Origin of the sequence: Gillisella taibaishanensis, from assembly GCF_001938985.1 — a bacterium.
GTDB classification, from domain to species: domain Bacteria; phylum Pseudomonadota; class Alphaproteobacteria; order Rhizobiales; family Rhizobiaceae; genus Allorhizobium; species Allorhizobium taibaishanense.
In genome coordinates, this window is the sequence record NZ_MKIN01000018.1 from 143,039 (window position 1) to 166,440 (window position 23,402).

Annotated in this window: 25 protein-coding genes; 16 read left to right on the top strand and 9 right to left on the bottom strand. The window is 60.1% G+C overall.

Annotation, left to right across the window (positions count from 1 at the left end):
* Positions 1–6: 6 nt before the first annotated feature.
* From ctaD to ispH, 9 genes are all read left to right on the top strand, one after another.
* Complete coding sequence (ctaD, locus tag BJF91_RS02955; protein WP_075612986.1) at positions 7–1,683, top strand: cytochrome c oxidase subunit I; 1,677 nt, start codon at positions 7–9, stop codon at positions 1,681–1,683.
* Positions 1,684–1,755: 72 nt separating this feature from the next.
* The gene (locus BJF91_RS02960) at positions 1,756–2,709 is read left to right on the top strand and encodes a heme o synthase (RefSeq protein ID WP_075613096.1); all 954 of its coding nucleotides are present in this window, start codon (positions 1,756–1,758) and stop codon (positions 2,707–2,709) included.
* On the top strand, positions 2,709–2,846 hold the full coding sequence (locus tag BJF91_RS24695) for a hypothetical protein (protein ID WP_139310563.1): 138 nt from the start codon (positions 2,709–2,711) through the stop codon (positions 2,844–2,846). Before BJF91_RS02960 ends, BJF91_RS24695 begins: the two co-directional genes overlap by 1 nt.
* Before the next feature lie 158 nt (positions 2,847–3,004).
* Positions 3,005–3,619, top strand: a complete 615-nt coding sequence (locus BJF91_RS02965; protein WP_075613097.1) for a cytochrome c oxidase assembly protein — start codon at positions 3,005–3,007, stop codon at positions 3,617–3,619.
* Between the two features lie 142 nt (positions 3,620–3,761).
* Positions 3,762–4,640 (top strand): cytochrome c oxidase subunit 3, encoded by an 879-nt coding sequence (locus BJF91_RS02970; RefSeq protein ID WP_075612987.1) that lies wholly within the window; start codon positions 3,762–3,764, stop codon positions 4,638–4,640.
* Between the two features lie 89 nt (positions 4,641–4,729).
* Positions 4,730–5,131, top strand: coding sequence for a DUF983 domain-containing protein (locus tag BJF91_RS02975; RefSeq protein WP_234801528.1), 402 nt, complete (start codon positions 4,730–4,732; stop codon positions 5,129–5,131).
* Positions 5,132–5,147: 16 nt separating this feature from the next.
* Positions 5,148–5,867 carry an SURF1 family protein gene (locus BJF91_RS02980; protein ID WP_075612988.1) on the top strand — a complete coding sequence of 240 codons (720 nt, stop codon included), beginning with the start codon at positions 5,148–5,150 and terminating at the stop codon, positions 5,865–5,867.
* 257 nt (positions 5,868–6,124) lie between these two features.
* Positions 6,125–6,496: a DUF1304 domain-containing protein gene (locus BJF91_RS02985; protein WP_184412736.1), complete on the top strand. Its 372-nt coding sequence runs from the start codon at positions 6,125–6,127 to the stop codon at positions 6,494–6,496.
* Positions 6,497–6,510: 14 nt separating this feature from the next.
* Positions 6,511–7,521 carry a 4-hydroxy-3-methylbut-2-enyl diphosphate reductase gene (gene ispH / locus BJF91_RS02990; protein ID WP_075613099.1) on the top strand — a complete coding sequence of 337 codons (1,011 nt, stop codon included), beginning with the start codon at positions 6,511–6,513 and terminating at the stop codon, positions 7,519–7,521.
* Between the two features lie 11 nt (positions 7,522–7,532).
* On the opposite strand, the gene BJF91_RS02995 is transcribed toward ispH, so the two are convergent.
* Positions 7,533–8,444 carry a LysR family transcriptional regulator gene (locus tag BJF91_RS02995; protein ID WP_083943075.1) on the bottom strand — a complete coding sequence of 304 codons (912 nt, stop codon included), beginning with the start codon at positions 8,442–8,444 and terminating at the stop codon, positions 7,533–7,535.
* 83 nt (positions 8,445–8,527) lie between these two features.
* On the opposite strand from BJF91_RS02995, the gene BJF91_RS03000 reads away from it, so the two are divergent.
* The 5 genes from BJF91_RS03000 to BJF91_RS03020 all read left to right on the top strand — a co-directional run bounded on the left by BJF91_RS03000 (position 8,528) and on the right by BJF91_RS03020 (position 13,255).
* Positions 8,528–9,661, top strand: a complete 1,134-nt coding sequence (locus BJF91_RS03000) for an HlyD family secretion protein (RefSeq protein ID WP_075612989.1) — start codon at positions 8,528–8,530, stop codon at positions 9,659–9,661.
* Between the two features lie 2 nt (positions 9,662–9,663).
* Positions 9,664–11,247, top strand: a complete 1,584-nt coding sequence (locus BJF91_RS03005) for an MFS transporter (protein WP_075612990.1) — start codon at positions 9,664–9,666, stop codon at positions 11,245–11,247.
* A 111-nt stretch (positions 11,248–11,358) separates the two neighbouring features.
* Positions 11,359–12,324: a homoserine kinase gene (gene thrB, locus BJF91_RS03010; RefSeq protein ID WP_075612991.1), complete on the top strand. Its 966-nt coding sequence runs from the start codon at positions 11,359–11,361 to the stop codon at positions 12,322–12,324.
* The gene (gene rnhA, locus BJF91_RS03015; RefSeq protein ID WP_075612992.1) at positions 12,321–12,785 is read left to right on the top strand and encodes a ribonuclease HI; all 465 of its coding nucleotides are present in this window, start codon (positions 12,321–12,323) and stop codon (positions 12,783–12,785) included. Before thrB ends, rnhA begins: the two co-directional genes overlap by 4 nt.
* A 161-nt stretch (positions 12,786–12,946) precedes the next feature.
* Entirely contained in the window at positions 12,947–13,255 is a 309-nt protein-coding gene (locus BJF91_RS03020; RefSeq protein ID WP_075612993.1) for a Dabb family protein, read from the top strand.
* 151 nt (positions 13,256–13,406) lie between these two features.
* Here BJF91_RS03020 and BJF91_RS03025 read toward each other — a convergent pair whose 3' ends face one another.
* The 6 genes from BJF91_RS03025 to BJF91_RS03045 all read right to left on the bottom strand — a co-directional run bounded on the left by BJF91_RS03025 (position 13,407) and on the right by BJF91_RS03045 (position 17,845).
* Positions 13,407–14,303, bottom strand: coding sequence for a metal ABC transporter solute-binding protein, Zn/Mn family (locus BJF91_RS03025; RefSeq protein WP_075612994.1), 897 nt, complete (start codon positions 14,301–14,303; stop codon positions 13,407–13,409).
* A 28-nt stretch (positions 14,304–14,331) separates the two neighbouring features.
* On the bottom strand, positions 14,332–15,204 hold the full coding sequence (locus tag BJF91_RS03030; protein WP_075612995.1) for a metal ABC transporter permease: 873 nt from the start codon (positions 15,202–15,204) through the stop codon (positions 14,332–14,334).
* The gene (locus tag BJF91_RS03035) at positions 15,201–15,965 is read right to left on the bottom strand and encodes a metal ABC transporter ATP-binding protein (RefSeq protein WP_075613102.1); all 765 of its coding nucleotides are present in this window, start codon (positions 15,963–15,965) and stop codon (positions 15,201–15,203) included. Before BJF91_RS03035 ends, BJF91_RS03030 begins: the two co-directional genes overlap by 4 nt.
* Positions 15,966–15,988: 23 nt before the next feature.
* Positions 15,989–16,114, bottom strand: coding sequence for a hypothetical protein (locus tag BJF91_RS25425; protein ID WP_267890135.1), 126 nt, complete (start codon positions 16,112–16,114; stop codon positions 15,989–15,991).
* Positions 16,115–16,384: 270 nt separating this feature from the next.
* A complete protein-coding gene (locus BJF91_RS03040; RefSeq protein ID WP_075612996.1) occupies positions 16,385–16,870 on the bottom strand; it encodes a peroxiredoxin in 486 nt (161 codons plus the stop codon).
* A 78-nt stretch (positions 16,871–16,948) separates the two neighbouring features.
* A complete protein-coding gene (locus tag BJF91_RS03045; RefSeq protein ID WP_075612997.1) occupies positions 16,949–17,845 on the bottom strand; it encodes a protein-disulfide reductase DsbD domain-containing protein in 897 nt (298 codons plus the stop codon).
* A gap of 247 nt (positions 17,846–18,092) precedes the next feature.
* On the opposite strand from BJF91_RS03045, the gene BJF91_RS03050 reads away from it, so the two are divergent.
* A complete protein-coding gene (locus BJF91_RS03050) occupies positions 18,093–18,698 on the top strand; it encodes a YqgE/AlgH family protein (RefSeq protein ID WP_075612998.1) in 606 nt (201 codons plus the stop codon).
* A gap of 27 nt (positions 18,699–18,725) precedes the next feature.
* Here BJF91_RS03050 and BJF91_RS03055 read toward each other — a convergent pair whose 3' ends face one another.
* Positions 18,726–19,661, bottom strand: coding sequence for a DMT family transporter (locus BJF91_RS03055; RefSeq protein ID WP_075612999.1), 936 nt, complete (start codon positions 19,659–19,661; stop codon positions 18,726–18,728).
* 123 nt (positions 19,662–19,784) lie between these two features.
* Here BJF91_RS03055 and BJF91_RS03060 point away from each other — a divergent pair, with 123 nt between their 5' ends.
* Positions 19,785–20,492, top strand: a complete 708-nt coding sequence (locus BJF91_RS03060) for an ArsR/SmtB family transcription factor (protein ID WP_075613000.1) — start codon at positions 19,785–19,787, stop codon at positions 20,490–20,492.
* Positions 20,493–20,496: 4 nt separating this feature from the next.
* Here the strand turns inward: BJF91_RS03060 and BJF91_RS03065 are convergent, their stop codons facing one another.
* Complete coding sequence (locus tag BJF91_RS03065) at positions 20,497–23,358, bottom strand: EAL domain-containing protein (RefSeq protein WP_234801532.1); 2,862 nt, start codon at positions 23,356–23,358, stop codon at positions 20,497–20,499.
* Between the last annotated feature and the right edge of the window lie 44 nt (positions 23,359–23,402).

Here is a 23,402-nt window from a genome sequence, read left to right on the forward strand (position 1 = left end):
AGGACAATGGCCGGACCTACCGCCGGGGGCACTCATGCACCCGAACATGCACATCATTCACACGACCATAAGCCGGGCTTCGCCGCCCGCTGGCTGTTTTCGACCAATCACAAGGACATCGGCACGCTTTATCTGATCTTCGCGATCATCGCGGGCATCGTCGGCGGCGCACTATCGGTCGCCATGCGCATGGAACTGCAGGAACCGGGCATCCAGATCTTCCACGGTCTGGCCGCCATGGTCTACGGTTTCGAAGGTGACGCTGCCATCGACGGTGGCAAGCACATGTATAACGTGTTCACCACCGCGCATGCTCTGATCATGATCTTCTTCATGGTCATGCCGGCATTGATCGGCGGTTTCGCCAACTGGATGATCCCGATCATGATCGGCGCGCCCGACATGGCCTTCCCGCGCCTCAACAACATCAGCTTCTGGCTGATCGTTCCGGCCTTCCTGCTGCTGATCCTGTCGATGTTCGTCGAGGGTCCGGCGGGTGCCTACGGTGTGGGCGGCGGCTGGACGATGTATCCGCCGCTATCGACCTCGGGCCAACCCGGACCGGCGGTGGATCTCGCGATCTTTGCGCTGCACGTCTCTGGCGCATCGTCGATCCTGGGTGCGATCAACTTCATCACCACCATCCTCAACATGCGCGCGCCGGGCATGACCCTGCACAAGATGCCGCTGTTTGCCTGGTCGGTGCTGGTCACTGCCTTCCTGCTGCTGCTGTCGCTCCCGGTTCTGGCCGGCGGCATTACCATGCTGCTCACCGACCGCAATTTCGGCACGACCTTCTTCGCGCCTGAAGGCGGCGGCGACCCGATCCTCTACCAGCACCTGTTCTGGTTCTTCGGCCACCCGGAAGTCTATATTCTGATCCTGCCCGGCTTCGGCATCGTCAGCCACATCATCTCGACCTTCTCGAAAAAGCCGGTCTTCGGCTATCTCGGCATGGCCTATGCCATGGTCGCCATCGGCGCCGTCGGCTTCGTGGTCTGGGCGCATCACATGTATACGGTCGGTCTGTCCTTGGCCGCCCAGCGTTACTTCGTTTTCGCAACCATGGTCATCGCAGTGCCGACAGGCATCAAGATCTTCTCCTGGATCGCGACGATGTGGGGCGGATCGCTATCGTTCCGCACTCCGATGGTCTGGGCAATCGGCTTCATCTTCCTGTTCACCGTCGGTGGCGTCACCGGCGTGCAACTCGCCAATGCCGGTCTCGACCGTTCGCTGCATGACACCTATTACGTCGTGGCCCATTTCCACTACGTGCTGTCGCTGGGTGCCGTGTTTGCAATTTTCGCGGCCTGGTATTACTGGTTCCCGAAAATGTCGGGCTATATGTATAACGAGTTCATCGGTAAGCTGCATTTCTGGGTCATGTTCGTCGGCGTGAACATGGTGTTCTTCCCGCAGCATTTCCTCGGGCTCGCCGGCATGCCGCGTCGCTACATCGATTATCCCGATGCGTTCGCCGACTGGAACCGGATCTCGTCCTATGGCTCCTATATCTCGGCTGTCGCCGTGCTGATCTTCCTGGTCGGCGTGTTCGAAGCCTTCGCCAAGAAGCGCGTGGCCGGCGATAATCCCTGGGGCGAGGGTGCAACCACGCTGGAATGGCAGCTGTCTTCGCCGCCGCCATACCACCAGTGGGAACAGCTCCCGCGCATCAAATAAGATACAAAAAAGCCATCAACGCCGCAGATGAAGCCGCTGCGGCGTTGGGAAAATGAAAAGTCAGGACAGCAGATGGCAGCCATAGAGACGAGCAACATCATCGGTCACGACGGAGAGATCTGTCTGTCCGAAGCGGGCGCGAAGGATTTCTTCGCGCTGTTGAAGCCGCGGGTGATGTCGCTTGTGGTCTTCACCGCCTTTGCCGGTATGGTGCTCGCACCGGGCACGATCAATCCGGTTCTCGGCGTCATCGCCGTGCTCTGCATCGCAGTTGGGGCAGGTGCGTCCGGCGCGCTCAACATGTGGTACGATGCCGATATCGATGCGGTCATGACCCGCACTGCGCGCCGCCCCATTCCTGCCGGGCGCATCCGGCCGCAGGAAGCGCTGGCCTTCGGCATCACGCTCTCGGTGTTTTCGGTTGCCATTCTCGGCCTTGCGGTCAACTGGTTCGCGGCCGGCTTTCTGGCCTTCACCATCCTTTTCTATGCCGTCGTCTACACGATGTGGCTGAAGCGCTCGACCCCGCAGAACATCGTCATCGGCGGCGCGTCCGGCGCGTTCCCGCCGATGATTGGTTGGGCCTGCGTGACCGGCGGCGTGTCGCTGGACAGCGTCATCCTGTTTCTGGTGATCTTCATGTGGACGCCGGCGCATTTCTGGGCGCTGGCCCTCTACAAGATGCGCGACTACGGTTCCGTCGGCGTGCCTATGATGCCGAATGTCGCCGGCGAGACCTCCACCAAGCGCCAGATGTTCGTCTATGCCGTGCTGACTGGCCTTTCGGCCGTCGCGCCGGCCTTCACCGGTCTTGCTTCCGTCGGCTACGGCCTCGTTGCGGCGGTGCTGAGCATCGGCTTCATCGCTTCGTCAGTGGCAGTTTGGCGCATGCCTGATGGTGACGAGCGCATGGCGCCGGCCCGCAAGATGTTCGCATATTCGATCTTCTATCTCTTTGCAATTTTCTCGGCTTTGCTGGTCGATCATTATGTCACGGCCCTGATGACCGTTGCAGGAGGCCTGTGATGGAAACGGTGAAACTGACGGACGCCCAGAAGAAGTCGCGCCGCGGCCGCAATATCGCGCTTGGCCTGGTGCTGGCCGGGTTGGTGGTGCTGTTTTATGCCATTACGCTGGTGAAGATCAGCGGCATGGGCCAGTGAGCAGAATATATTAGGTATCGGGACTGGCAGACGCAGACTGATTTAGAGACAGGCAAGACACGGCACGGGAGGAACGAGCCATGGCAGACCAGGGAGGAGCAGACCGGGACGCAACGGGTCACACCGTGACGGATCACGGTGTTGCCGGTCCGGCCGAAATGGGTGCCGCAGCCGGTCCGTCGGTGCCACGGCGCCGCAGGGTCAAGGATTTCAGCGTCTTCTTCGCCTGCCTGGCTTTTGTGGGCGGTGTGACGGCCATGAGCTTTGCGGCAGCCCCCTTCTACCGGATGTATTGCCAGCTGACTGGCTATAACGGCACCACCCAGCGGGCCGAGCAGCCTTCGTCCGTCATTCTCGATCGCAAGATGACCGTCACCTTCGACGCAAATGTGTCGACCGGGCTGAATTGGGACTTCAAGCCGATGCAGGCATCCATGTCGCCCCGGATCGGTGAAGCCATCCAGGCGAATTACAAGGTGACCAACCGCTCGCCCTATCCGACCAAGGGCCAGGCGGTCTTCAATGTGACGCCAATGGAAGCCGCCGTCTACTTCAACAAGATCGAATGCTTCTGCTTTACCGAGACCGTATTGCAGCCGGGCCAGACGCTGGAAATGCCTGTCGTCTTCTATATCGACCCTGACATTACCAAGCAGCCGGAAACGAAGAATATCGGAACGGTGACCCTGTCCTATACATTCTATCCGCATGGCGACGAAAAGCCGGTGGCAGGCATTGCGCCGGACAAGACATCGGCTCAGCCGAAGCTGTAAATGCAAGTTTGAAATGAGGCGGCGCTGCCGCCACCGTTCCACCGGCCATCCGGCGCAAGGAAGCGGACAGAAAAAGGGATAAGGGGGTTCGCGGCCACGCTGCGGATCACTTGAGGAGAGTTTTCAAGCGGGGATTGCTGACATGGCCGACGCCCATCAGAAACATCACGACTATCACATCATCGACCCGAGCCCATGGCCGATCCTGGCGTCAATCGGCGCATTCATCCTGACCTTCGGCGGGGTGGGCTATATGCGCTACCTGCATGGCGGCTCGTTCAAGCTGTTCGGCATGGAGTTGGCGCATCCGTGGCTGTTCTTCATTGGCCTGGCGATCATCCTGTTCACCATGTTCGGCTGGTGGGCGGATACGATCAAGGAAGCTCACGAGGGCAACCATACCCGCGTCGTGTCGCTGCATCTGCGCTATGGCATGATCATGTTCATCGCGTCGGAAGTGATGTTCTTCGTCGCCTGGTTCTGGGCCTTCTTCGATGCCAGCCTGTTTCCGCATGAAGCCATCCAGGCCTCGCGCGTTGAATTTACCGGCGGGCAATGGCCGCCGAAGGGCATCGAGGTCCTCGATCCCTGGCATCTGCCGCTCTACAACACCGTTATTCTGCTGCTGTCCGGCACCTGCGTCACCTGGGCGCATCATGCCCTCCTGCACAATGACCGCAAGGGCCTGATCACTGGCCTGACGCTGACGGTTCTGCTCGGCGCGCTGTTCTCTTTCGTCCAGGGCTACGAGTATATGCACGCGCCTTTCGCGTTCAAAAGCTCGATCTATGGCGCCACCTTCTTCATGGCGACGGGCTTCCACGGCTTCCACGTTCTCGTCGGCACGATCTTCCTGCTGGTCTGCCTGTTCCGGTCGCTGAAGGGCGATTTCACCTCGAAGCAGCATTTCGGCTTTGAGGCGGCGGCTTGGTACTGGCACTTCGTGGACGTGGTCTGGCTGTTCCTGTTCTTCACCATCTATATCTGGGGTGGATGGGGCGCGCCCTTGGCGCATGGTTGATGCACTCGTTCAATGAAAAAGGCAAAGCGGCGTGAGAGCGCCGCTTTGTCATTTGCAGCGGGGCCGCAATAGCGGAACCGGCGAAGACGATGATGGGAAGGATCGATGCCATGGCCAGCAATGCCGATTTTCCACCAGTTGAGCCCGTGCGCGTAGCGCTATCGGCCTCCTGCCCACGCTGCGGCAACGGCAAGCTGTTTCAAGGCCTGACCAAGCTGAAGCCGGCCTGTAGCGCCTGCGGCTTCGATTATTCGAAGATGGACCCCGGCGATGGTGCCTCCATCTTCGTGATCCTGATTGCCGACTTCCTGGTAATCGGTTTGGCGCTCTATGTGCAGGTTGTCTATTCGCCCGGGCTCTGGGTGCATTTCCTGGTCTTCGGGCCGCTCGCCATCGGCCTATCGCTCTGGCTGCTGCGCACCATCAAGGCGCTGCTGATCGCCCTGCAATATCGCCATAACGCCCATCAAGGTCAGATCGACCGTGGATAGGGCCGTGGGGACGGTAATGGCTATTCGGGTGCGGCGTATCGCGGGTGGTGTTCTGACGCTGGTGGCGCTGGTCTTGCTGGTGGGGCTCGGCACCTGGCAGATGCAGCGGCTGGCCTGGAAAGAGGGCCTGATCGCCGAAATCGAGGCGCGCCGGAACCAGGCCCCGGCAAGCGTGGCCGAGATCGACGCCCTGGCAAGAAGCGGCGGCGATGTCGACTACCGCGCCATGACCGCCTCCGGCACATTCCTGCATGACAAGGAGCGCCGCTTCCTCGCCACCCATGATGGCGATGCTGGCTTCAACATTTATACGCCGCTGCAGCTTGCCGATGGCCGCATCCTGCTTGTCAATCGCGGCTTCGTGCCTGAGGCGAAGAAAGACCCGTCGACGCGTGCTGCCGGCGAAGTGCCGGGACCCCAGCAGGTCACGGGGCTCGCCCGCGCGAAACTGCCGGAAAAACCATCCTGGATCGTGCCCGAAAACGACGTGGCAAAAAATATCTTCTACTGGAAGGACCTCGACGCCATGGCGACAAGCACCGGCCTCGATCCGGCTGGCGTACTGCCTTTCTTCCTCGATGCCGGCCCGGCGCCAGTGCCCGGCGGTCTGCCGGTGGGCGGCGTGACAATCATCGACCTGCCCAACAACCACCTGCAATATGCCCTGACCTGGTATGGTTTGGCGCTCGCGCTCTGTGGCGTTGTGCTGTTCTCGTTCTTCAGAAAGAAGAATTGAGCTTATTCCCAGAATCGTCTTTCCGGTTAATACTTGCAGTATTCCTTAAACTCGAATCGGTTTAAGGACAGCATATGCAGCCATAAGATGCCGCAGGTGTTTTGCCACTCGATAAAGGCAAGAATCTATCGTAATGGTATGCGTAAGCCGACGAGTTTACAATTTTAACTCGAGTATATCAGGCGTTATAGTCCCGGTTTCCTGTCTCCGCTTACCGGATTTTACCACTATCACGATCTCGAACGGGGGTGAGAGATATGACGATATCCGTGATCGCGACCATAGCGGTTGCTTTGGTCATGCTTGAACATGTCTATATATTGGCGCTGGAAATGTTCTTGTGGACCACGCCGCGCAGCCGCAGGATCTTCCGCAAGAGCCTGCAGGGCGCAGAGATGACCCGCGTGATGGCTGCCAACCAGGGCCTCTATAACGGCTTTCTGGCGGCCGGCCTGTTTTGGGGTCTTGTTCATCCGCAGCCAGGCGTGGCGCTGCAGCTGCAGGTATTTTTTCTTGGCGCTGTCGTGCTTGCTGGCCTATATGGAGGCAAGACCGTGTCGCGAAAGATCTTCTTCGCGCAAGCCGCTCCGGCGGCAACGGCCCTGGTTCTGGTGCTATTTTCGGGATGAACATGACGATTGCGATGGACGAGACGGTCTTGGAGAGCCGGCCGAAACTGACGATCCGGCTCTGCGGCCCACGTGGTTTCTGCGCTGGCGTTGATCGGGCCATCCAGATCGTCGTGCTCGCACTCAAAGGTTACGGCGCGCCGGTCTACGTCCGCCACGAAATCGTCCACAATCGCTTCGTCGTTGAGGGGCTGGAGGCCAAGGGTGCCGTCTTTGTCGAGGAACTCGATGAAATCCCCGCCGAGCACCGCCAGCAGCCCGTGGTGTTTTCCGCCCATGGTGTGCCGAAATCCGTGCCCGAGGATGCCGAAAAGCGCAATCTCTTCTATCTCGACGCCACCTGTCCGCTGGTCTCCAAGGTTCACAAGCAGGCAATGCGCCATCAGCGCCTTGGCCGCCATGTGATCCTCATCGGCCATGCCGGCCATCCGGAAGTGATCGGCACCATGGGGCAATTGCCCGAAGGTACGGTATCGCTGATCGAGACGGTCGAAGATGCCGGTCGTTACGAGCCTGAAGATCCCAACAATCTCGGCTTCGTCACCCAGACGACGCTGTCGGTGGATGATACCGCCGGCGTGATCGCCAGGCTGCAGGAGCGCTTTCCAGAGCTGAAGGCACCGGCTGCCGACAGCATCTGCTACGCCACCACCAACCGCCAGGAAGCCGTCAAGCAGGCAGCACCCGGCTGTGACCTGTTCGTCACGGTGGGAGCGCCGAATTCGTCAAATTCCAAGCGCCTGGTGGAAGTGGCGCTGAAGGCCGGCGCCAAACGCTCCATCCTCGTGCAGCGCGCCAGCGAACTCGACTGGGACGCTATTGGCGATATCGGCACGCTCGGCCTGTCCGCCGGCGCCTCCGCTCCTGAAGTGGTGGTCAACGAGATCATCGAAGCCTTCAAGACCCGCTTCGACGCCACGATCGAGCTTGCGGAATTCTCCATCGAAAACGAGAATTTCCTGGTCAACAGGGAGTTGCGCAGCATTGAGCTGACCGCCGAGGACATGGCGTTTGTGAACGGGTGAAACGCAACGGGTCATTGCTCAACGCTGGCCAGGAAGTTCCGTACGACGGGTGAGGTGGTCCGTTTGGGCCAAAGCATGTTCATCTGCAAGTCGGGCATACTTCCGTCTACAGTGAGGAAGCGCACCCCCGGAAACGCCAGTTTGGCAATAGGCGCAGGCACGAAGGCAACGGCAAGCCCGGTTGCCACATAGGTCATCAAATTAACGATATGGCTGCTTTGATGCACGCGATGTGGAGTCAGATTTGGAACGGCGGCCATCAGGCTGGACATATCCAGGCGACCTTCGGCTTCTGCGTAAACCGCAAGGCGGTCACGCGCAATGTCTTCAAACGTGGCAGATTTTGCTTCTGCCAAAGGGTGATCGTCTGAGACACTCACCATCCAGGGCCACGCGCCAATCAGGCGAATGTGCAAAGCATCCTGCGCTGTGATGGATGTTGCGGCGGCATAGCCGACGTCAATCTCGCCTTTGACCAATGCTGTAGAAACTTCGCTTCCGGCCATTTCTTTCAGTTCCACATTCACCGTTGGCCAATTGGCCTTGAACCGGCGTACATCTGCTGGGATGACCCCGGTTGCGGCGGCGTTGGCACCATATCCTAACCGCAGTGTGCCGGTGATACCTTCGGCGACATCCTTGACAGTCTCGATAGCGATGTCGATCTGGCCAAGCGCATTGAGGCTTTCCAGCAGCAGTTGATGACCGGCATCGGTCAGTTCCACCCGGCGCTTTGTGCGCTCCAGCAGGGTCACGCCGATCAATTGCTCCAGCGACTTGATCTGTGCCGTCAATGCCGGCTGCACAATATTGAGCCGCAACGCCGCGCGCCCAAAGTGTAGCTCTTCCGCCACCGCAATAAAATAGCGCAGATGGCGAAGCTCAATCGGCGGTCGACGGGAGTTAGTGGTCACACTAATCATTCCTGGTGATTAATAGAGAAAAACAAACGATTGGAAATGATAACACAGTCCGTGGTTTTGTGTCTGCAAAAGGATTGAGAGACATGTTGCACAAAACCCTCCCCACTGTTCATGATACCGCCGCCCTCAAGGATAAGCTTGGCGAAGGGATGGAGACAAGAAACCGTGATTATACCAAGCTTTTGGTGCCGATCATGGTGGTTGGTGCCGTTTGTGTCCTTGTGGGCATCAGCTCGAGCCGGTGGGACGAATGGCAGGCGGGTGCGGATTTACAAACCACCAACAATGCCTATATCCGCGCTAATATCAGCCGCCTCAGCGCCAGAGTTGCGGGCAATATCAGCAAAGTCATGGTCAATGATTTTCAACGGGTAAAAGCCGGGCAAGAGCTGGTGGAGATCGAACAGGCCGATTATCTGGCAAAGCAGGCCCAGGCTGCGGCATCGCTTCGGTATGCCGTGGCGCAATTGGTCAATGTCTCCAATCAGCAAAAAGCGCAGCAGGCTTCCATCCGTCAGGCTGATGCGCAAACTGCAGTTGCCGAAGCCAATGCCTTGCTGGCCACCCAGGAAGTGACGCGCCAACAATCGCTCCTCACCTCGGGCAGTACAACGGCGCAGAAATACGATCAGGCCGTTTCTCAGGTCAGAACCACGGCTGCGTCGCTTCAGTCTGCTCAGGCGGCTGCCAACTCGGCCAGAGCGCAGCTGGATGTTGTCGATGGGCAGGTGGATCAATTGGCTGCCAATGTCGCCTCAGCAAAGGCTGCACTGGAATCTGCCGATTTGTCGGTATCCTATACGAAAATTCTGGCACCTTTTGATGGTGTGGTCAGTGAGAGACAGGTGCAGGCGGGTGATTACGTCACGACCGGCACCAATGTGATTACCATTGTGCCGCTGCCCGACGTTTACATGATCGCCAATTTCAAGGAGACGCAGATTGGTCGGATGAAGGAAGGCCAGAGCGCAACGGTAACGGTTGATGCTCTGCCCGGCAGAGCCTTCAAAGCCCATTTGAGCCGCCTAGCGCCTGCTTCCGGCTCACAATTTGCTTTGCTGCCAGCTGATAACGCCACGGGCAATTTCACCAAGGTTGTCCAGCGGGTTCCCATTCGGCTGGATTTTGATGATCGCAACGCTCTTGATGATCTGGTTGCGGGCATGTCGGCCGTGGTGTCTGTTTCTGTGTCGGCTTCGGGCGCCGGGAAAGAATAACCATGAACACCGCTACCGCCGATTTCTCGCTGCAGGGCACAGGCAGGCGCAGTCATCATCCGATTTTCGCGGTATTCGCGGTGCTGCTTGGCCCCTTTATTGTTGGCTTTCACAGCCGCATGTTTGGTATTGGCTTGGTTGATCTGCGTGGGGCTTTTGGCTTGAGCGTGGATGAATCCTCCTGGATCAATACACTGTCCACCGCGCCGCAAATTCTTGTGGCTCCCTGCGTTGCCTGGCTGGTTGCAACCTATGGTGTTCGCCGGGTGACTGTGGTGCCTGCCCTGATTTATGCCGGTGTGTCTTTGATCATCCCGTTTCAGCTGTCGCTGGATGTGCTGGCCGTGCTGCATATCATCCACGGGACGCTGTTGGGCATTTTCGTGCCTGCCACCTTGATGATTATCTTTCGCAATCTGCCCCCCAAATGGTGGATTTCTGCCATTGCCGTCTATGCGTTCCGCTCGGCGTTCACGGTCAATTCCGGAACGGCATTGCTGGATTTTTATGTTCAGCATGTCGGTTGGGAATTTCTATACTGGCAGGATGTGGTGCTGGCTCCGCTGATGGCGGTGTTTGCCATCCTTGGCGCACCGCATGAGCGCGTCAATCAGGATTTCGTGCGTCGAGCCGATTGGGGCGGCATGCTGCTCTTGGGCTGTGGCATGGCTATGCTGTTTACGGGCATCGATCAGGGCAATCGTCTTGATTGGATGGCGAGCAGTTTTGTGGTCTCATGCCTTGTGGGCGGCGGTGTCTTGCTGGTCGCCTTCGTGATCAATGAATACCGGGTGGAGTTTCCTTGGGCGCATGTCAGTGCCATTGGTGCACGCAATGTTGTGCTGCTGCTGTTGATCGCCTGTTTCTATCTGTTCACCTCCCAATCCAACAGCGCGCTGATTCCGAATTACCTGACCAATATTGTCGCTTTGCGGCCGGAGCAGATTGGTGCGACATTGGTGCTCTGGTGCTGTGTTCCCTTGATCATCATCACCCCGGTTGCCGTCTGGGCATTGCACCGAACTGATGGCCGGTGGGTGTTGATGATAGGTCTCTGCTGCTTTGCAATTGCGGCTCTGCTGGGGACCAGCTTGACCTCTCAATGGAGCGGTGACGATTTCCATACCATTGCTGTGTTGCAGGGGGCTGGCCATATTCTAACATTCCTGCCGATCATCACCATGATCGTTGCCAGCGGCGACCCCAAGCAGGCCGCAGCCCTTGCTGCCTATATCCAAGTGGTGCGCCTGTTGGGGAGCGAAGTGGCCAATGCGCTGATGACGACCTTCCTGCGAAAGCGCGAGCAACTGCACTCGTTTTTGACCGGCCTCAACGTCGAGCGCGGAACAGAGACCACAACATCGGCACTGGCGGCCTTGACCCATAAATTTCAGGCCTTTGGGCAGGCGACGGCCCAGATGAGAGGCTTGACGTCGCTTACCCAGCGCGTTCAGGCGCAAGCCAATGTGCTGTCCTATATCGATGGCTTCTGGCTTACTTTTTATGCTGCGCTGTTTGGTCTTGTGTTGTTGGCGTTTGTCAAACGTCCCGCCCATGGTCCTCTGACACCCCACAACGTGGCATAACCCGTTTATCGGTGCTACCGAATTTCTGTGCCTCGCCCCATTCCGGGGCTGGCACTGGCTGGCTTGCCATTGTATCCCTGCGGAACCATTCACCCAACGCGGACCTGATCTGTGGCAGTCTATACCGATATCAACGAGGTCGAGCTGAAGGCCTTTCTGGCCGAGTACGACACCGGCGCGCTGTTGTCCTTCAAGGGCATTGCCGAGGGGGTGGAAAACTCCAATTTTCTGCTGCATACCGACAAGGGCGCGCTGATCCTGACGCTCTACGAGAAACGGGTGGAGAAGGGCGATCTGCCGTTTTTCCTCGGCTTGATGCATCATCTCTCTGATAAGGGGCTGAGCTGCCCGCTGCCGCTGCCGCGCAAGGATGGCGCCTTGCTGGGCGAACTCGCTGGCCGGCCGGCGGCACTGATTTCCTTTCTGGAAGGCATGTGGCTGCGCAAGCCGGAGGCGGTGCATTGCCGGGCCGTGGGCGAAGCGGCGGCGGCGCTGCATCTTGCTGGCGAGGGCTTCGAACTCACCCGCCGCAACGCGCTCGATCTCCCTGGCTGGCAGTCGCTTTGGGCCAAGGCGCGCGCGCGTGCCGACGAGGTCTCCCCCGGTCTGCAGGCCGAGATCGACGCCGAGCTTGCGCATCTCGTCACTTGCTGGCCGCAGCATCTGCCGGAAGGCGTCATTCATGCCGATCTGTTTCCCGACAATGTCTTCTTTCTCGGCGATGCCGTCTCGGGCCTGATCGATTTCTATTTCGCCTGCAATGACGCCTATGCCTATGACCTGTCGATCTGCCTTAATGCATGGTGCTTCGAGAAGGACGGCAGCTACAACATCACCAAGGGCAAGGCGATGATCGAGGGCTATCTCTCGGTGCGGTCCCTGTCGGAGGCGGAAGTCGCGGCTCTGCCGGTGCTCTGCCGCGGTTCGGCGCTACGCTTCCTGCTGACCCGGCTGTATGACTGGCTGACAACGCCAGCCGGTGCCCTTGTGGTCAAGAAAGACCCGCTCGAATATCTGCGCAAGCTGCGCTTCCACCAGGCCGTGATCACGGCGGGTGAATACGGATGGCCGCAATGAAACATGTCGACATCTTCACCGACGGCGCCTGTTCCGGCAATCCCGGTCCCGGCGGCTGGGGCGCGGTGCTGCGCTATGGCGAGACGGAAAAGGAACTCTGCGGCGGCGAGGCGGATACCACCAACAACCGCATGGAACTGTTGGCTGCGATCACGGCGCTGAATGCTTTGAAGAGCCCCTGCGAAGTGGATCTGCACACCGACAGCAAATATGTGATGGACGGCATTTCCAAGTGGATCTTCGGCTGGAAGAAAAACGGCTGGAAGACTGCCGACAAGAAGCCGGTCAAGAATGGCGAGCTTTGGCAGCAGCTCGATGCCGCCAACCAGCGTCACAAGGTGACCTGGCACTGGGTCAAGGGCCATGCTGGTCATCCCGAAAACGAGCGGGCCGACGAACTGGCGCGCAAGGGCATGGAGCCCTTCAAAAAGGGCAGTCTCGGCGCCAGCCTGCGCGCCTGATCCCTGACATTAGCGAGCGACCGGCTGTGATAGATGGTGATATCTGCCGCAGACGCATCGCGGTTTCGCGGCAAATGAAATAGACCAACACGACCAGAGCATTTCCAAGGCAAGTGGGAACAGGGTTTCCGCGTGGAAATGCGGAAAACAGGAGTCTCCCGATGATCCATCACTGCGTTTTGCTGCGTTTCAAGGCCTCTGTCACCGACGCTGAAAAGCAGTCGATCTATGACGCGATTGCCGCCCTGAAAGATGTCGTGCCGGGCATGCTGGATGTGAATTGCGGTCCGGATGTTTCGCCCGAGGGGCTGAATGGTGGCTTTGCCGACGGGATCATCATCACCTTTGAAAATCCCCAAGTGCGCGATTACTACATCAAGCATCCGGACCATGTGTCGGTTGCAGATCGCATCATCGCCGCCGTCGATGGCGGCTTGTCGGGCGTTTTAATTTTCAACCTGGAATCGTGATTGACAGGAATAGGAGGCGGGCCGCCCCGGATATTGTAGGGTATCGGGGCGGCCCACGGTCCGTTCAGATCCTGCCGCCGGGCTGGTAACTGGGGGAGCTCCCTGCCGGCGACGGGTCTGAGGCGGCCCGTCAAGACTGACTGTGGTGAGGTCAGCTTGATTTGCGCATGGCATCAGCCAGCTTGTCGACGTTGTAGCGGAACATCTTCTCATAGGTCGCGGCCGGGCCCTTGGCCTTGGACAGCGCCTCGACATACAGCTCACCGCCCGAGGTTGCGCCGGTCGCCTTGGCGATCTGCTTGACCAGACGCGGATCGTTGGAATTTTCGAAGAAATAGGTCTTCACCTTCTCGGCCTTGATCTGCTCGATCAGCTTGCCGACATCGGCAGCCGAGGCTTCGCTCTCGGTCGAGAGACCCAGCGGCGACAGGAAGCTGACCTTGTATTCGCGGCCGAAATAGCCAAAGGCGTCGTGGCTGGTCAGGACCTTGCGGTCGGCTTCCGGAATGGCATCGAATTTCGAGTGGGCATAGGCATTCAGCTCGTCGAGCTTCTTGTCATAGGCCGCCGCATTGGCCTTAAAGGCTTCGGCATCGGCGGGATCTGCGGCCGCAAGCGCCTTTTCGATATTGCCGACCCAGACCTTCACATTGACCGGGCTGTTCCAGACATGCGGATCGGTAACGGTCTTGCCGTCCTCTTCCATGGTGCGTGTGCTGATGTCCTCGGAGGCAACGACCGGCTTGCCCTTGTAGCCCGACGCGGTGATCAGCCGGTCCATCCAGCCTTCCAGGCCTTCGCCGGATACGAAGGTGACATCGGCTGCCTTCAGCGCCTTGGCATTGGCAGGCGACGGCTCGAATTCATGGGGGTCGCCATCAGGTCCGACCAGGCTGGAGACGGTGACATGGTCGCCGCCAACCTGCTTGACGACATCGGCCAGAACCGTGAAGGAGGCGACCACCTTCAGCGTTTCGGCAAAGGCCGGGGCGGACGTGACGGCCATCAGCAGCGGCAGGGCGGCGGAAAACAGTAGTTTGCGGTTCATGCGTGTCTCCTGGGAAGAAAGCTTTGAATCAGGCTTTGAGATGGGGGCTGGGAAGAAGCTGCCGGATAAGTCCGGACGGGGAAAACAGAATGGAAAGGCCGTAAAAGATCGCGGCAACGAGAATGATCGTCGGACCGGAGGCAAGCTCCAGATGGTAGGAGCCGATCAGGCCGAGATAGCTGGCGACAATGCCGCTCGCCGCAGACACAACCATCATGCCGGGCAGGCTGCGGCACCAAAGCTGGGCAATCGCCGCTGGCAGCATCATCAGCCCGACGGCCATGAGAGTGCCGAGCGCCTGGAAGCTGGCGACCAGATTGAGCACGACCAGAAACAGGAAGAGGAAATGATAGACCGGCCCGCGCCCGCCGATGGCGCGTAAGAAGCCCGGGTCGAGGCATTCCGCAACGAGAGGTCGGTAGATCACGGCAAGCGCCAGCAGGGAGAAGGACGCAATCGCGCCGATCTGCACGAGGGAATCGCCGTCGATGGCGAGTATAGTGCCGAACAGCACATGCAGAAGGTCGATATTGGAACCGCGCAGCGATACGATCAGCACGCCAAGCGCCAGTGACGTGAGGTAGAAGCTGGCAAAGCTCGCGTCTTCCTGCAGCACGGTGGAGCGGCTGACAAAGCCTGAAAGCAGCGCGACGGACAGGCCGGCGATCAGCCCGCCGAGCCCCATGGCGGTGAGAGACAGCGATCCCGCGACGAGGTAGCCGATGGCAGCTCCCGGCAAGACCGCGTGGCTCATGGCATCGCCCATCAGGCTCATGCGCCGCAGCATCAGGAACACGCCGATCGGGCCGGAGCCGAGACCAAGGCAAACGGCAGCGACAAGCGCCCGGCGCATAAAGCCGTAATCGGCAAAGGGTGCAATCAGCAGGTCATAGGCTGTCATGCCGCTGGCCTCGCCGTCTTGCGATCCGCAGGCTGGCAGGTCTCTGCATCCTCGTCCCAGCGCTCGGCCATGGCCCGCGCCTTCAGCAGATTGGCGGGCGACAGCGCCTCTTCGGTCGGACCCCAACTGACCAGCTCACGGGCCAGCAGCAGGGTCTGCGGGAAATGACTGCGCACCTGATCGAAATCATGCAACACGGCAATCACAGTGCGGCCGTCGCCGTGCCAGGTGCCGACAATGTCGATCAGGTCGCGGGTGGTGCGGGCGTCGATGGCGGTGAAGGGTTCATCGAGCAGGATCACCTTGGCATCCTGTAGCAGCAGCCGGGCAAACAGCACCCGCTGGAACTGGCCAGCCGACAGCGCGCCGATGGAGCGCTTTTCGAAGCCTTCGAGCCCGACCGTCTGCAGCGCCTCACGGGCGCGCTCCCGATCGGCTTTGGAGACGCTGCCGAATGCGCCGCTGCGGCTCCAGGCGCCGAGCAATACGGTGTCGAACACGCTGATTGGAAAGCGCCGGTTGATCTCGGCCGCCTGCGGCAGATAGCCGAACTCTGTTCGCTTCAACTGATGTTGGACACTGCCCTCGGCCGGGCGCAACTCGCCGATGATCGTCTTCAGCAGGGTCGATTTTCCCGCACCGTTTGGTCCGGCAATCGCCGTCAGGCTGCCGGGCGCAATCACGCCGTTGACGTGATGCACGGCCGGGTGCCGGTCATAGGCCACGGTCAGATTGTCGAGTCGGATGATCGAGCCGGTCATGTCGCCGCTCGCTGTCTTGGCCGTCATGGCAGCGCCACCGCCCATTGGATGGCAAGCCAGGTACCGCCGATCAGCACGACGGCAAAACCAAGACGCATGGCGGCAGACCGCGCCAGCAAACTTGGAAAGATCGGATCGTCATCCTGCAAGACCTCACTCCATCAAGTTCATATGTAATAACGTTACGTGTAACGATATAACAATAACGGCGAAACGATGGCAAGGGCTTCTTGAAAGGGTGCATGCAATAATGATCGGCAACAAAAAGCCCCGGAAGCCTGGAGTTTGTCAGGGAAAAGTGGAAACCGGTTTTCCCGAAAAGACAAACGAAAACAAAAGAAGCTAGAGTCTGTGTGGTTCAATATGAACCTGACAGACTCTAGCCTCCGGGGCGGGTAATGCCGGCGATGAAGAAAAGCTTACAGCCGTTCCAGCATGGCTTCGGCCGAAGATACGGTCGCCTGGCCGGGGTTTTCCTCGATATCAAGGCTCTTCACCACGCCGTCTTCGACCAGCATGGAATAGCGCTTGGAGCGCACGCCGAGACCGCCGGCGGACAGGTCCATGTCGAGGCCGAGCGCCTTGGAGAAGCTCGCATCCCAGTCGGCGAGGAAATGGATCTTGCCCATGCCGCCGCTCTGCTGCGCCCAGGCGCCCATGACGTGCCAGTCGTTGACGGAGACGACGGCAACGTCGTCCACACCCTTGGCGAGGAGCGCATCACGGTGTTCGAGGTAGCCGGGCAGGTGGTTGAGCGTGCAGGTGGGCGTAAAGGCGCCAGGTACGGCAAACAAGACGACCTTCTTGCCTTTGAACAGGGTTTCGGTGGAAATTTCTACTGGGCCGTCGGCCGTCTTTTCTTTGAACGTGGCAGCCGGAATTGTCTCGCCAATTGCAATCGTCATAAAATCGTCCTCCTGATGGATCCTGTCGAAGCCTCCTCGAATCCCAGGGGCCGCCAGCGGTCTGGGAGGGGGAGGCTGTCAGGGCTGCACTATAGGGCGGCTTGTTGCGAAGGCAAGCGGTGCTTCCATCGCCCGCTTGTTGCCGGCGGCGACAAGAATATGCCAGGTCTTGCCATCCACGGTATAATTGCGCGGCAGTTTCGGCAGGGTAACGCGCAGCGACCGCTGATTGCCCTTGTTCGACAGCACGGTGTATTCCGTAAACAAATAGCCTTCCGGCCCGGTCACCAGAATGCGCGGTTCGTCCTTGGAGCCATCGGGCACGACAAGCGAGACATCGAGGCTGGAGAGGTCTTGGGCCATGTGAAAATCATCGACATGAAAATCGTCCGATGCCGAGGCCGGAAGCTTGGACTTCGCCTTTTCGATCAGCTTCACTTCGCTGACATCGGTGGTTTCCTCGTGTCCGAGATCGATGTTGAGTTCGGCCTGGAACGGAATACAGATATTGCGGCACATGCCGATGAAGGCCATCAGCCTCAGCGGGTTCTGCCAGGTCTCGCCATGGCTGCGCAAGGTGAAGGGAAAGACCACGGCATGGTCGTAGCCGACATCGCGCACGCTGCCGATATCCATGCGCTTGGGCACCGGAAAGGTCAGCGGCGAAGCGGTAAAGCCTGCATCGTCGGAGACGGTCAGTTGCGGTGGGATGCCACTGTCGCCAGGCTCGCGCCAATAGGTGAACCATCCATCGTTCGGCTCGATCTGCAAACCGGCCTGGCGGCTGCCGTCGGGTGCTGGCGGCAGCACCACCAGCCGCATCCGGCCGCCATCGCTCACCGCCCAGGCCGAGGTGGCCGCATGGGCGCCATCGGGCGCAAGCACCGACACGAGGCCTGCAATCAGCAGCGCCAGGGCGCAAAAGGCCGGGCGCAGCGCTGGACCGGAGCGGAAGGAGAGGACAGCTTGGATCATCCCGCTATTTAGACAGGCCGTAAGGGCGCTGCCAATCACGCTTTTTACAGTTTTATCATTTTCGGTTGATTGATCGGCGGTGATGGCTCATCTTATTCATCTGACTTGCGCCGGCAGCAGAATGACACAACAGCAAAATGATAATGTGCAGCGCAGCCGGAAGCGTCCAAACAGTGTCGGTATCGGTGCGCGCGGCGTGTGATGTTCTTTTCCGATCGATCGGCAGAGCGAACAGAACGGAGGCAGCATGGCATTTTCGACTTTGAATTCCGGTCGGGAGCGGGGATTCCTCGACGGCCAGTTTCTGATCGCCATGCCTGGCATGGCAGACGGCAATTTTGCCCGCAGTGTCGTCTATGTCTGCGCCCATACGGGTGCTGGCGCCATGGGCTTTATCATCAACCGTACCCAGCCGGTGAAATTCGCCGATATCCTGCTACATCTCGACCTGATCGACCAGAACGACGCGATCATGCTGCCGGACCACGCCCGCAACTTTCCCATCCAGTCCGGCGGTCCGGTCGAAACAGGGCGCGGCTTTGTGCTGCATTCCGACGATTACCTCAGCGATAGCAGCATCCCGATCACCGACGACATTTCGCTGACCGCAACGCTCGATATCGTGCGCGCCATTTCCGACGGACGCGGCCCGGCCCGCGCTACCATGTTGCTCGGCTATGCCGGCTGGGGACCCGGTCAGCTTGAAGCTGAGATCGCCAATAACGGCTGGCTGAACTGCCCGGCTTCGGAAGACCTGATTTTTGACCCTGTTCTCGACGACAAATACGACCGGGCGCTGGCTCTTATCGGCATCAGCCCCGCGACACTGTCGCCGGAAGCTGGCCACGCCTGATCTGGGCTTGGCTTCGGTCGGGGTTGATCAGGGGGCAGGGTGCCGTCTTGCGCGCAGCCAGTCCAAAGGTTGCGAAAGCCGCACCGGTGCCGGCACGCTCATGGCAAAGACGCCTGCGACGACCAGCAGCAGACCGGCGAGAACGGTCGGGCTGAAGCGTTCCCCGAGGAACACCGCGCCGATTCCGACCCCGATCGGCACCCGCAGATAGGCCTGCGACGTGGTGGCGACGGAGCCCAACCGGTGCACGAGCCTGAAATAGATCACGAACGCCAGCGCCGTGGAAAAGACGGATAGCGCCAGCAGGGCGGCAATAGAGGCGAATGAGACCGAGAGCGTCCATGGTCTGTCGATGACAAGACTGAAGGGAATGAGGATCGCCGCGCCTGAGATCAGCGAACCGGCTGCGGGCATCATCGGATCGAGCCCCCTAAAATTGCGCCCGAAAATCGCGGCCATCGCATAGCAGACCGAGGCCAGCACCACGGCGAGCTGAGCGATGAGGTCGGTGCCGGCGGAATGGAAGGCGTTGAAGCCGATGATCAGGCAGGTGCCGGAAATGCCGAGCACCACGCCGATCAGCTTGCGGGGGCCGAGGCTTTCATGCCGGGTGATACCGGCGGTGATCAAGAAGGTGAAGATCGGCGTTAGCGCATTGAGGATGACCGCAAGACCCGCCTCGACATGCAATTCCGCCCAGGCGATCAGCGTGAAGGGCAGGGCGCTGTTCAGGCAGGCCTGGATGAGGAAGCGCCGCCAGGTGGCCATGTCTCTTGGCAGCCGCAGACCGCGCCCTTTCAGGATCGCCAGCAGAAGCGCCCCAGCCAGCAGGGTACGGGCCGCAATCAGGGTGATCGGTGGAATTGTCTCGACCCCGACACGGATAAAACTATAGGCGGCGCCCCAGACGGTGGCGAGCAGCAGCAGCAAGGCGAGGTCTTTGGCAAGGGTCGGCGAGGTCATGGCGGGCTTTCTGAAAATGATGGGATCGCTGCCTCTGTTAGACCGATTGCCGCGACCGATGCTTCGGCCTTTACCGAAGTGTCGCGGGATGACAGGGCGCAGTGATCGGCCTATCCTCTTCTCATGTCGAACATCGCTTCTGCAAATACCCTGGCCGAAATTGCCGCCCTGATCGGCGATCCCGCCCGCGCCAATATGCTGATTGCCCTGATGGCCGGTCAGGCGCTGACGGCGGGCGAACTGGCCCGGCATTCCGGGATCACCGCCCAGACCGCCAGCGGCCATCTCGCAAAAATGGTCGACGGCCGGCTGCTGTCCGTCGAAAAGCAGGGCCGACATCGCTATTTCCGGCTGGCCGGTCCTTCCACGGCCGCAGCACTCGAAAGCGTCATGGCCCTTGCTGCCGATGGACCGCCAAGGCGGCATAGGGTGGGGCCGAAAGATCTGGCATTGCGCTCGGCCCGCAGTTGTTACGACCACATTGCCGGGCGCCTCGGCGTGACCCTGGCTGACCGTTTGCAGACCATGGCCCATATCGCTATCGGCGAGGGTGCCGTGACCGTGACATCTTCCGGCCAGCGCTTCTTTTGCGATTTCGGCATCGATCTGTCTGCGACGTCACCGCGTGGCCGCCCGTTGTGCCGCACCTGTCTCGACTGGAGCGAACGCCGACCGCATCTGGCAGGCCATCTCGGTGCAGCCCTGATGGAGCGCATGCTGTCGCTCTCCTGGGTGTCGCGACAGCCGCAAAGCCGGGCATTACGGATCACCCGCGCCGGCGAGGCCGGTCTTCAGGAGCAATTCGGCTTTTCAAGCGACTGGATGGCGTAACGGTTTACGCCCGCCGCGCCCGCTGCTGCTGATCCTTCAGCAGTCGCAGCACCGCTTCCGGGCCGATTGGAGCGCCATAAAGGAAGCTCTGGCCGAATTGGCAGCCCATTGCGGCAAGGTCGTCGCCATCCTGTTCGGTTGCCACGCCTTCTGCGACGACGTCCATGCCCATTTCATTGGCCATTGCGATCACCGACCGCAGCAGGATCGAGCGCTTTTCGCTGTCGCCAGCGACCAATTCGCGGTCGAGCTTCAGCGTGTCGAAGGGGAAGCGGGTGAGGTAAGACAGCGAGGAATAGCCGGTGCCGAAATCGTCGAGTGCGAGGCTAAGCCCGATATCCTTCAGTTTTTCCAGCACCAGACGCGCCTGTTCGGGGTTTTCGACCACCACCGATTCCGTCAGTTCCAGTTTCAGCCGTGACGGATTGCAGTTCACGCGCGTGAGCAGACTGCGGATGTCGGTATAGAGCGTGTTGTTGATCAACTGGGCGCTCGACAGGTTGACCGAGACGAAGATCGGCGCCTCCCCAGTCTGCTTTTCCCATTCCACCAGATCGGTGGCGGCCCGCTCGAGCGCGAACATGCCAAGCGGCATGATCAGGTCGCAGCTTTCAGCAAGCGGTATGAATTCGTTGGGCGAGATCGTGCCGCGCTTGGGATGTTCCCAGCGCATAAGGGCTTCGAAACCGGCCAGTTCCTCGTCTTCCAGCCTTACGATCGGCTGATAGACCATGGTCAGTTCGCCGCGCTCGACGGCGCGCGCCAGCTCTGTTTCCAGCTGCAGCTTTTCAGACACGGTACCGCGGAAGGCCGGGCGGAAAGGCTCGACCTTGTTGCCGCCGCCGCGCTTGGCCCTATACATCGCAAGCTCGGCATCCGACAGCAGGCCGGCCGCACTTTCCTGCTGATCGACCCAGGAGACGAGGCCGATCGAGGCAGTCAGTTCGATCTCGCGATTGGCGAAATTGATCGGCACCTTGATCGCCTTGCTGATCGCATCGGCGAAGTCGCCGACCTTTGCCGGATCGCGCTCGGAAATCAGGATCAACCCGAACTGGTCGCCGGACAGCCGCGCCAGCGTATCCTGCGGCTTCAAAAGCCGCCGCAGCCGGCGCGTCAGCGCGATCAGGATATTGTCACCGGCCGATATGCCGAGCATGTCGTTGACCCGGCCGAAATTGTCGATGTCGACGATCATGACAGTCGGACGCACGCTGTCGGCGGTGGCGGTCACGGTGAGCAGCGTCTGCAGCCGGTCGAGAAACACTTCGCGGTTGGGCAGGCCGGTCAGGTTGTCGTTGATCGCATCCTGCAACAGCCGGTCGACGGTGTTTTTCTGCTCGGTCACATCGGCGATGGTGCCGATGCAGCGGATGATTTCGCCATTTGCGCCCAAAACCGGCCGGGCGCGGATATGCAGCCAGTGGAAATGGCCGTCATCGGCGCGAATGCGGAATTCGTGGTTGAGCCGACCGCGCTTGTGCTCCAGGAGCACGTCGAGCGTGGCGCGGAACCGGTCGCGGTCATCGGGATGCAGGCTCGGAATCCAGTTGCGGGCCGCACCATGCAGGGCGCCCTGGCTCAGACCGAGACGGGTGGAAATGTCGGGCATGGTCACGACACGGTCGCGGGTCACGTCCCAGTCCCAAACGATGTCGCCGGCCCCGGTCAGCGCCAGCGATTGCCGCTCAAGGTCTGAAAACAGGCCTTGGTTATAGCCGCCGCCGGCAAAGGCGTGCTGCATGACGGTAAAGCCGATCAAGAGCACGATCAGCACCAGCGCGCCGCCATGGGCAGGCTGGATGATGTCGTTCGAGAGACGCCCGGTCACGGTCATCCACCCCGCGATCAGCCAGACGATGATCAGCGTCCAGGTCGGCACCAGCAGAATGGCGCGGTCGTAGCGGTTGAAGCCGAGATAGATGATCAGCGCGATACCGGCGGTCGCCGTCAGCGCAAAGGACAGGCGGGCGATACCGGCGGCAATGGAGGGATCGTAGATCGCCACGCCGAACAGCAGCGCCAGACCAAGAATCCAGGCGAAGGTCGCATAGCCCAGATGCACATGCCATCGGTTGAGATTGAGATAGGTAAACAGGAAGATCACGAAGCCGGAGGCAAGTCCGACTTCGGCGCCCGCTCGCCATATCTGTTCACTGGTCGTGGTAATGCTGATCAGCTTGCCGAGAAAGCCGAAATCGACGCAGATATAGGCCAGTACCGCCCAGGCAAGCGAGGCTGCGGCCGGCAGCATCGAGGTGCCGCGCACTACGAAGAGAATGGTCAGAAACACCGCGAGCAGGCCGGAGATACCGAGCACGATGCCGCGATAGAGCGTGAAGGAATTGATCGTGTCCTTGTAGGCGTCCGGCTCCCACAGATAGATCTGCGGCAGGTTCGGGGTTGCCAGTTCGGCAACGAAGGTCACGACAGCGCCCGGATTGAGGGTGATGCGGAACACGTCGGCGTCGTCGCTCGGCACCCGGTCCAGCGAAAAGCCTTCGCTGGGCGTGATCGAAATGATCCGCTGCGAGCCGAGATCCGGCCAGAACACCTTGGAATTGACTAGGCGGTAATGCGGCGCGACGATCACCCGCTCCAGCTGTTCGTCCGAGACATTGGCGAGCGCGAATACCGCCCAATCGCCCTGGTGCTGTGGCGAGGTAGCGCGCACTTCAATGCGCCGGCGGATGCCATCGGCACCAGCGGCGGTCGAGACCTGGAACGCCTCACCTTGATTGAGATGAATTTCCGTCGTTGCAGTGAGGTCGAGCGCCGTGTCGTCGCGGGAGATCTTCACCGGCTCTGCTGCCAGCGCCGGGCGGGAGGCCAGTACCGGTGCAACGATCAGCAGCGCAATCAGCATCAGAAGCGGTCGTAGCATGGCGGCGCAACGCGCAACGCCGGAAG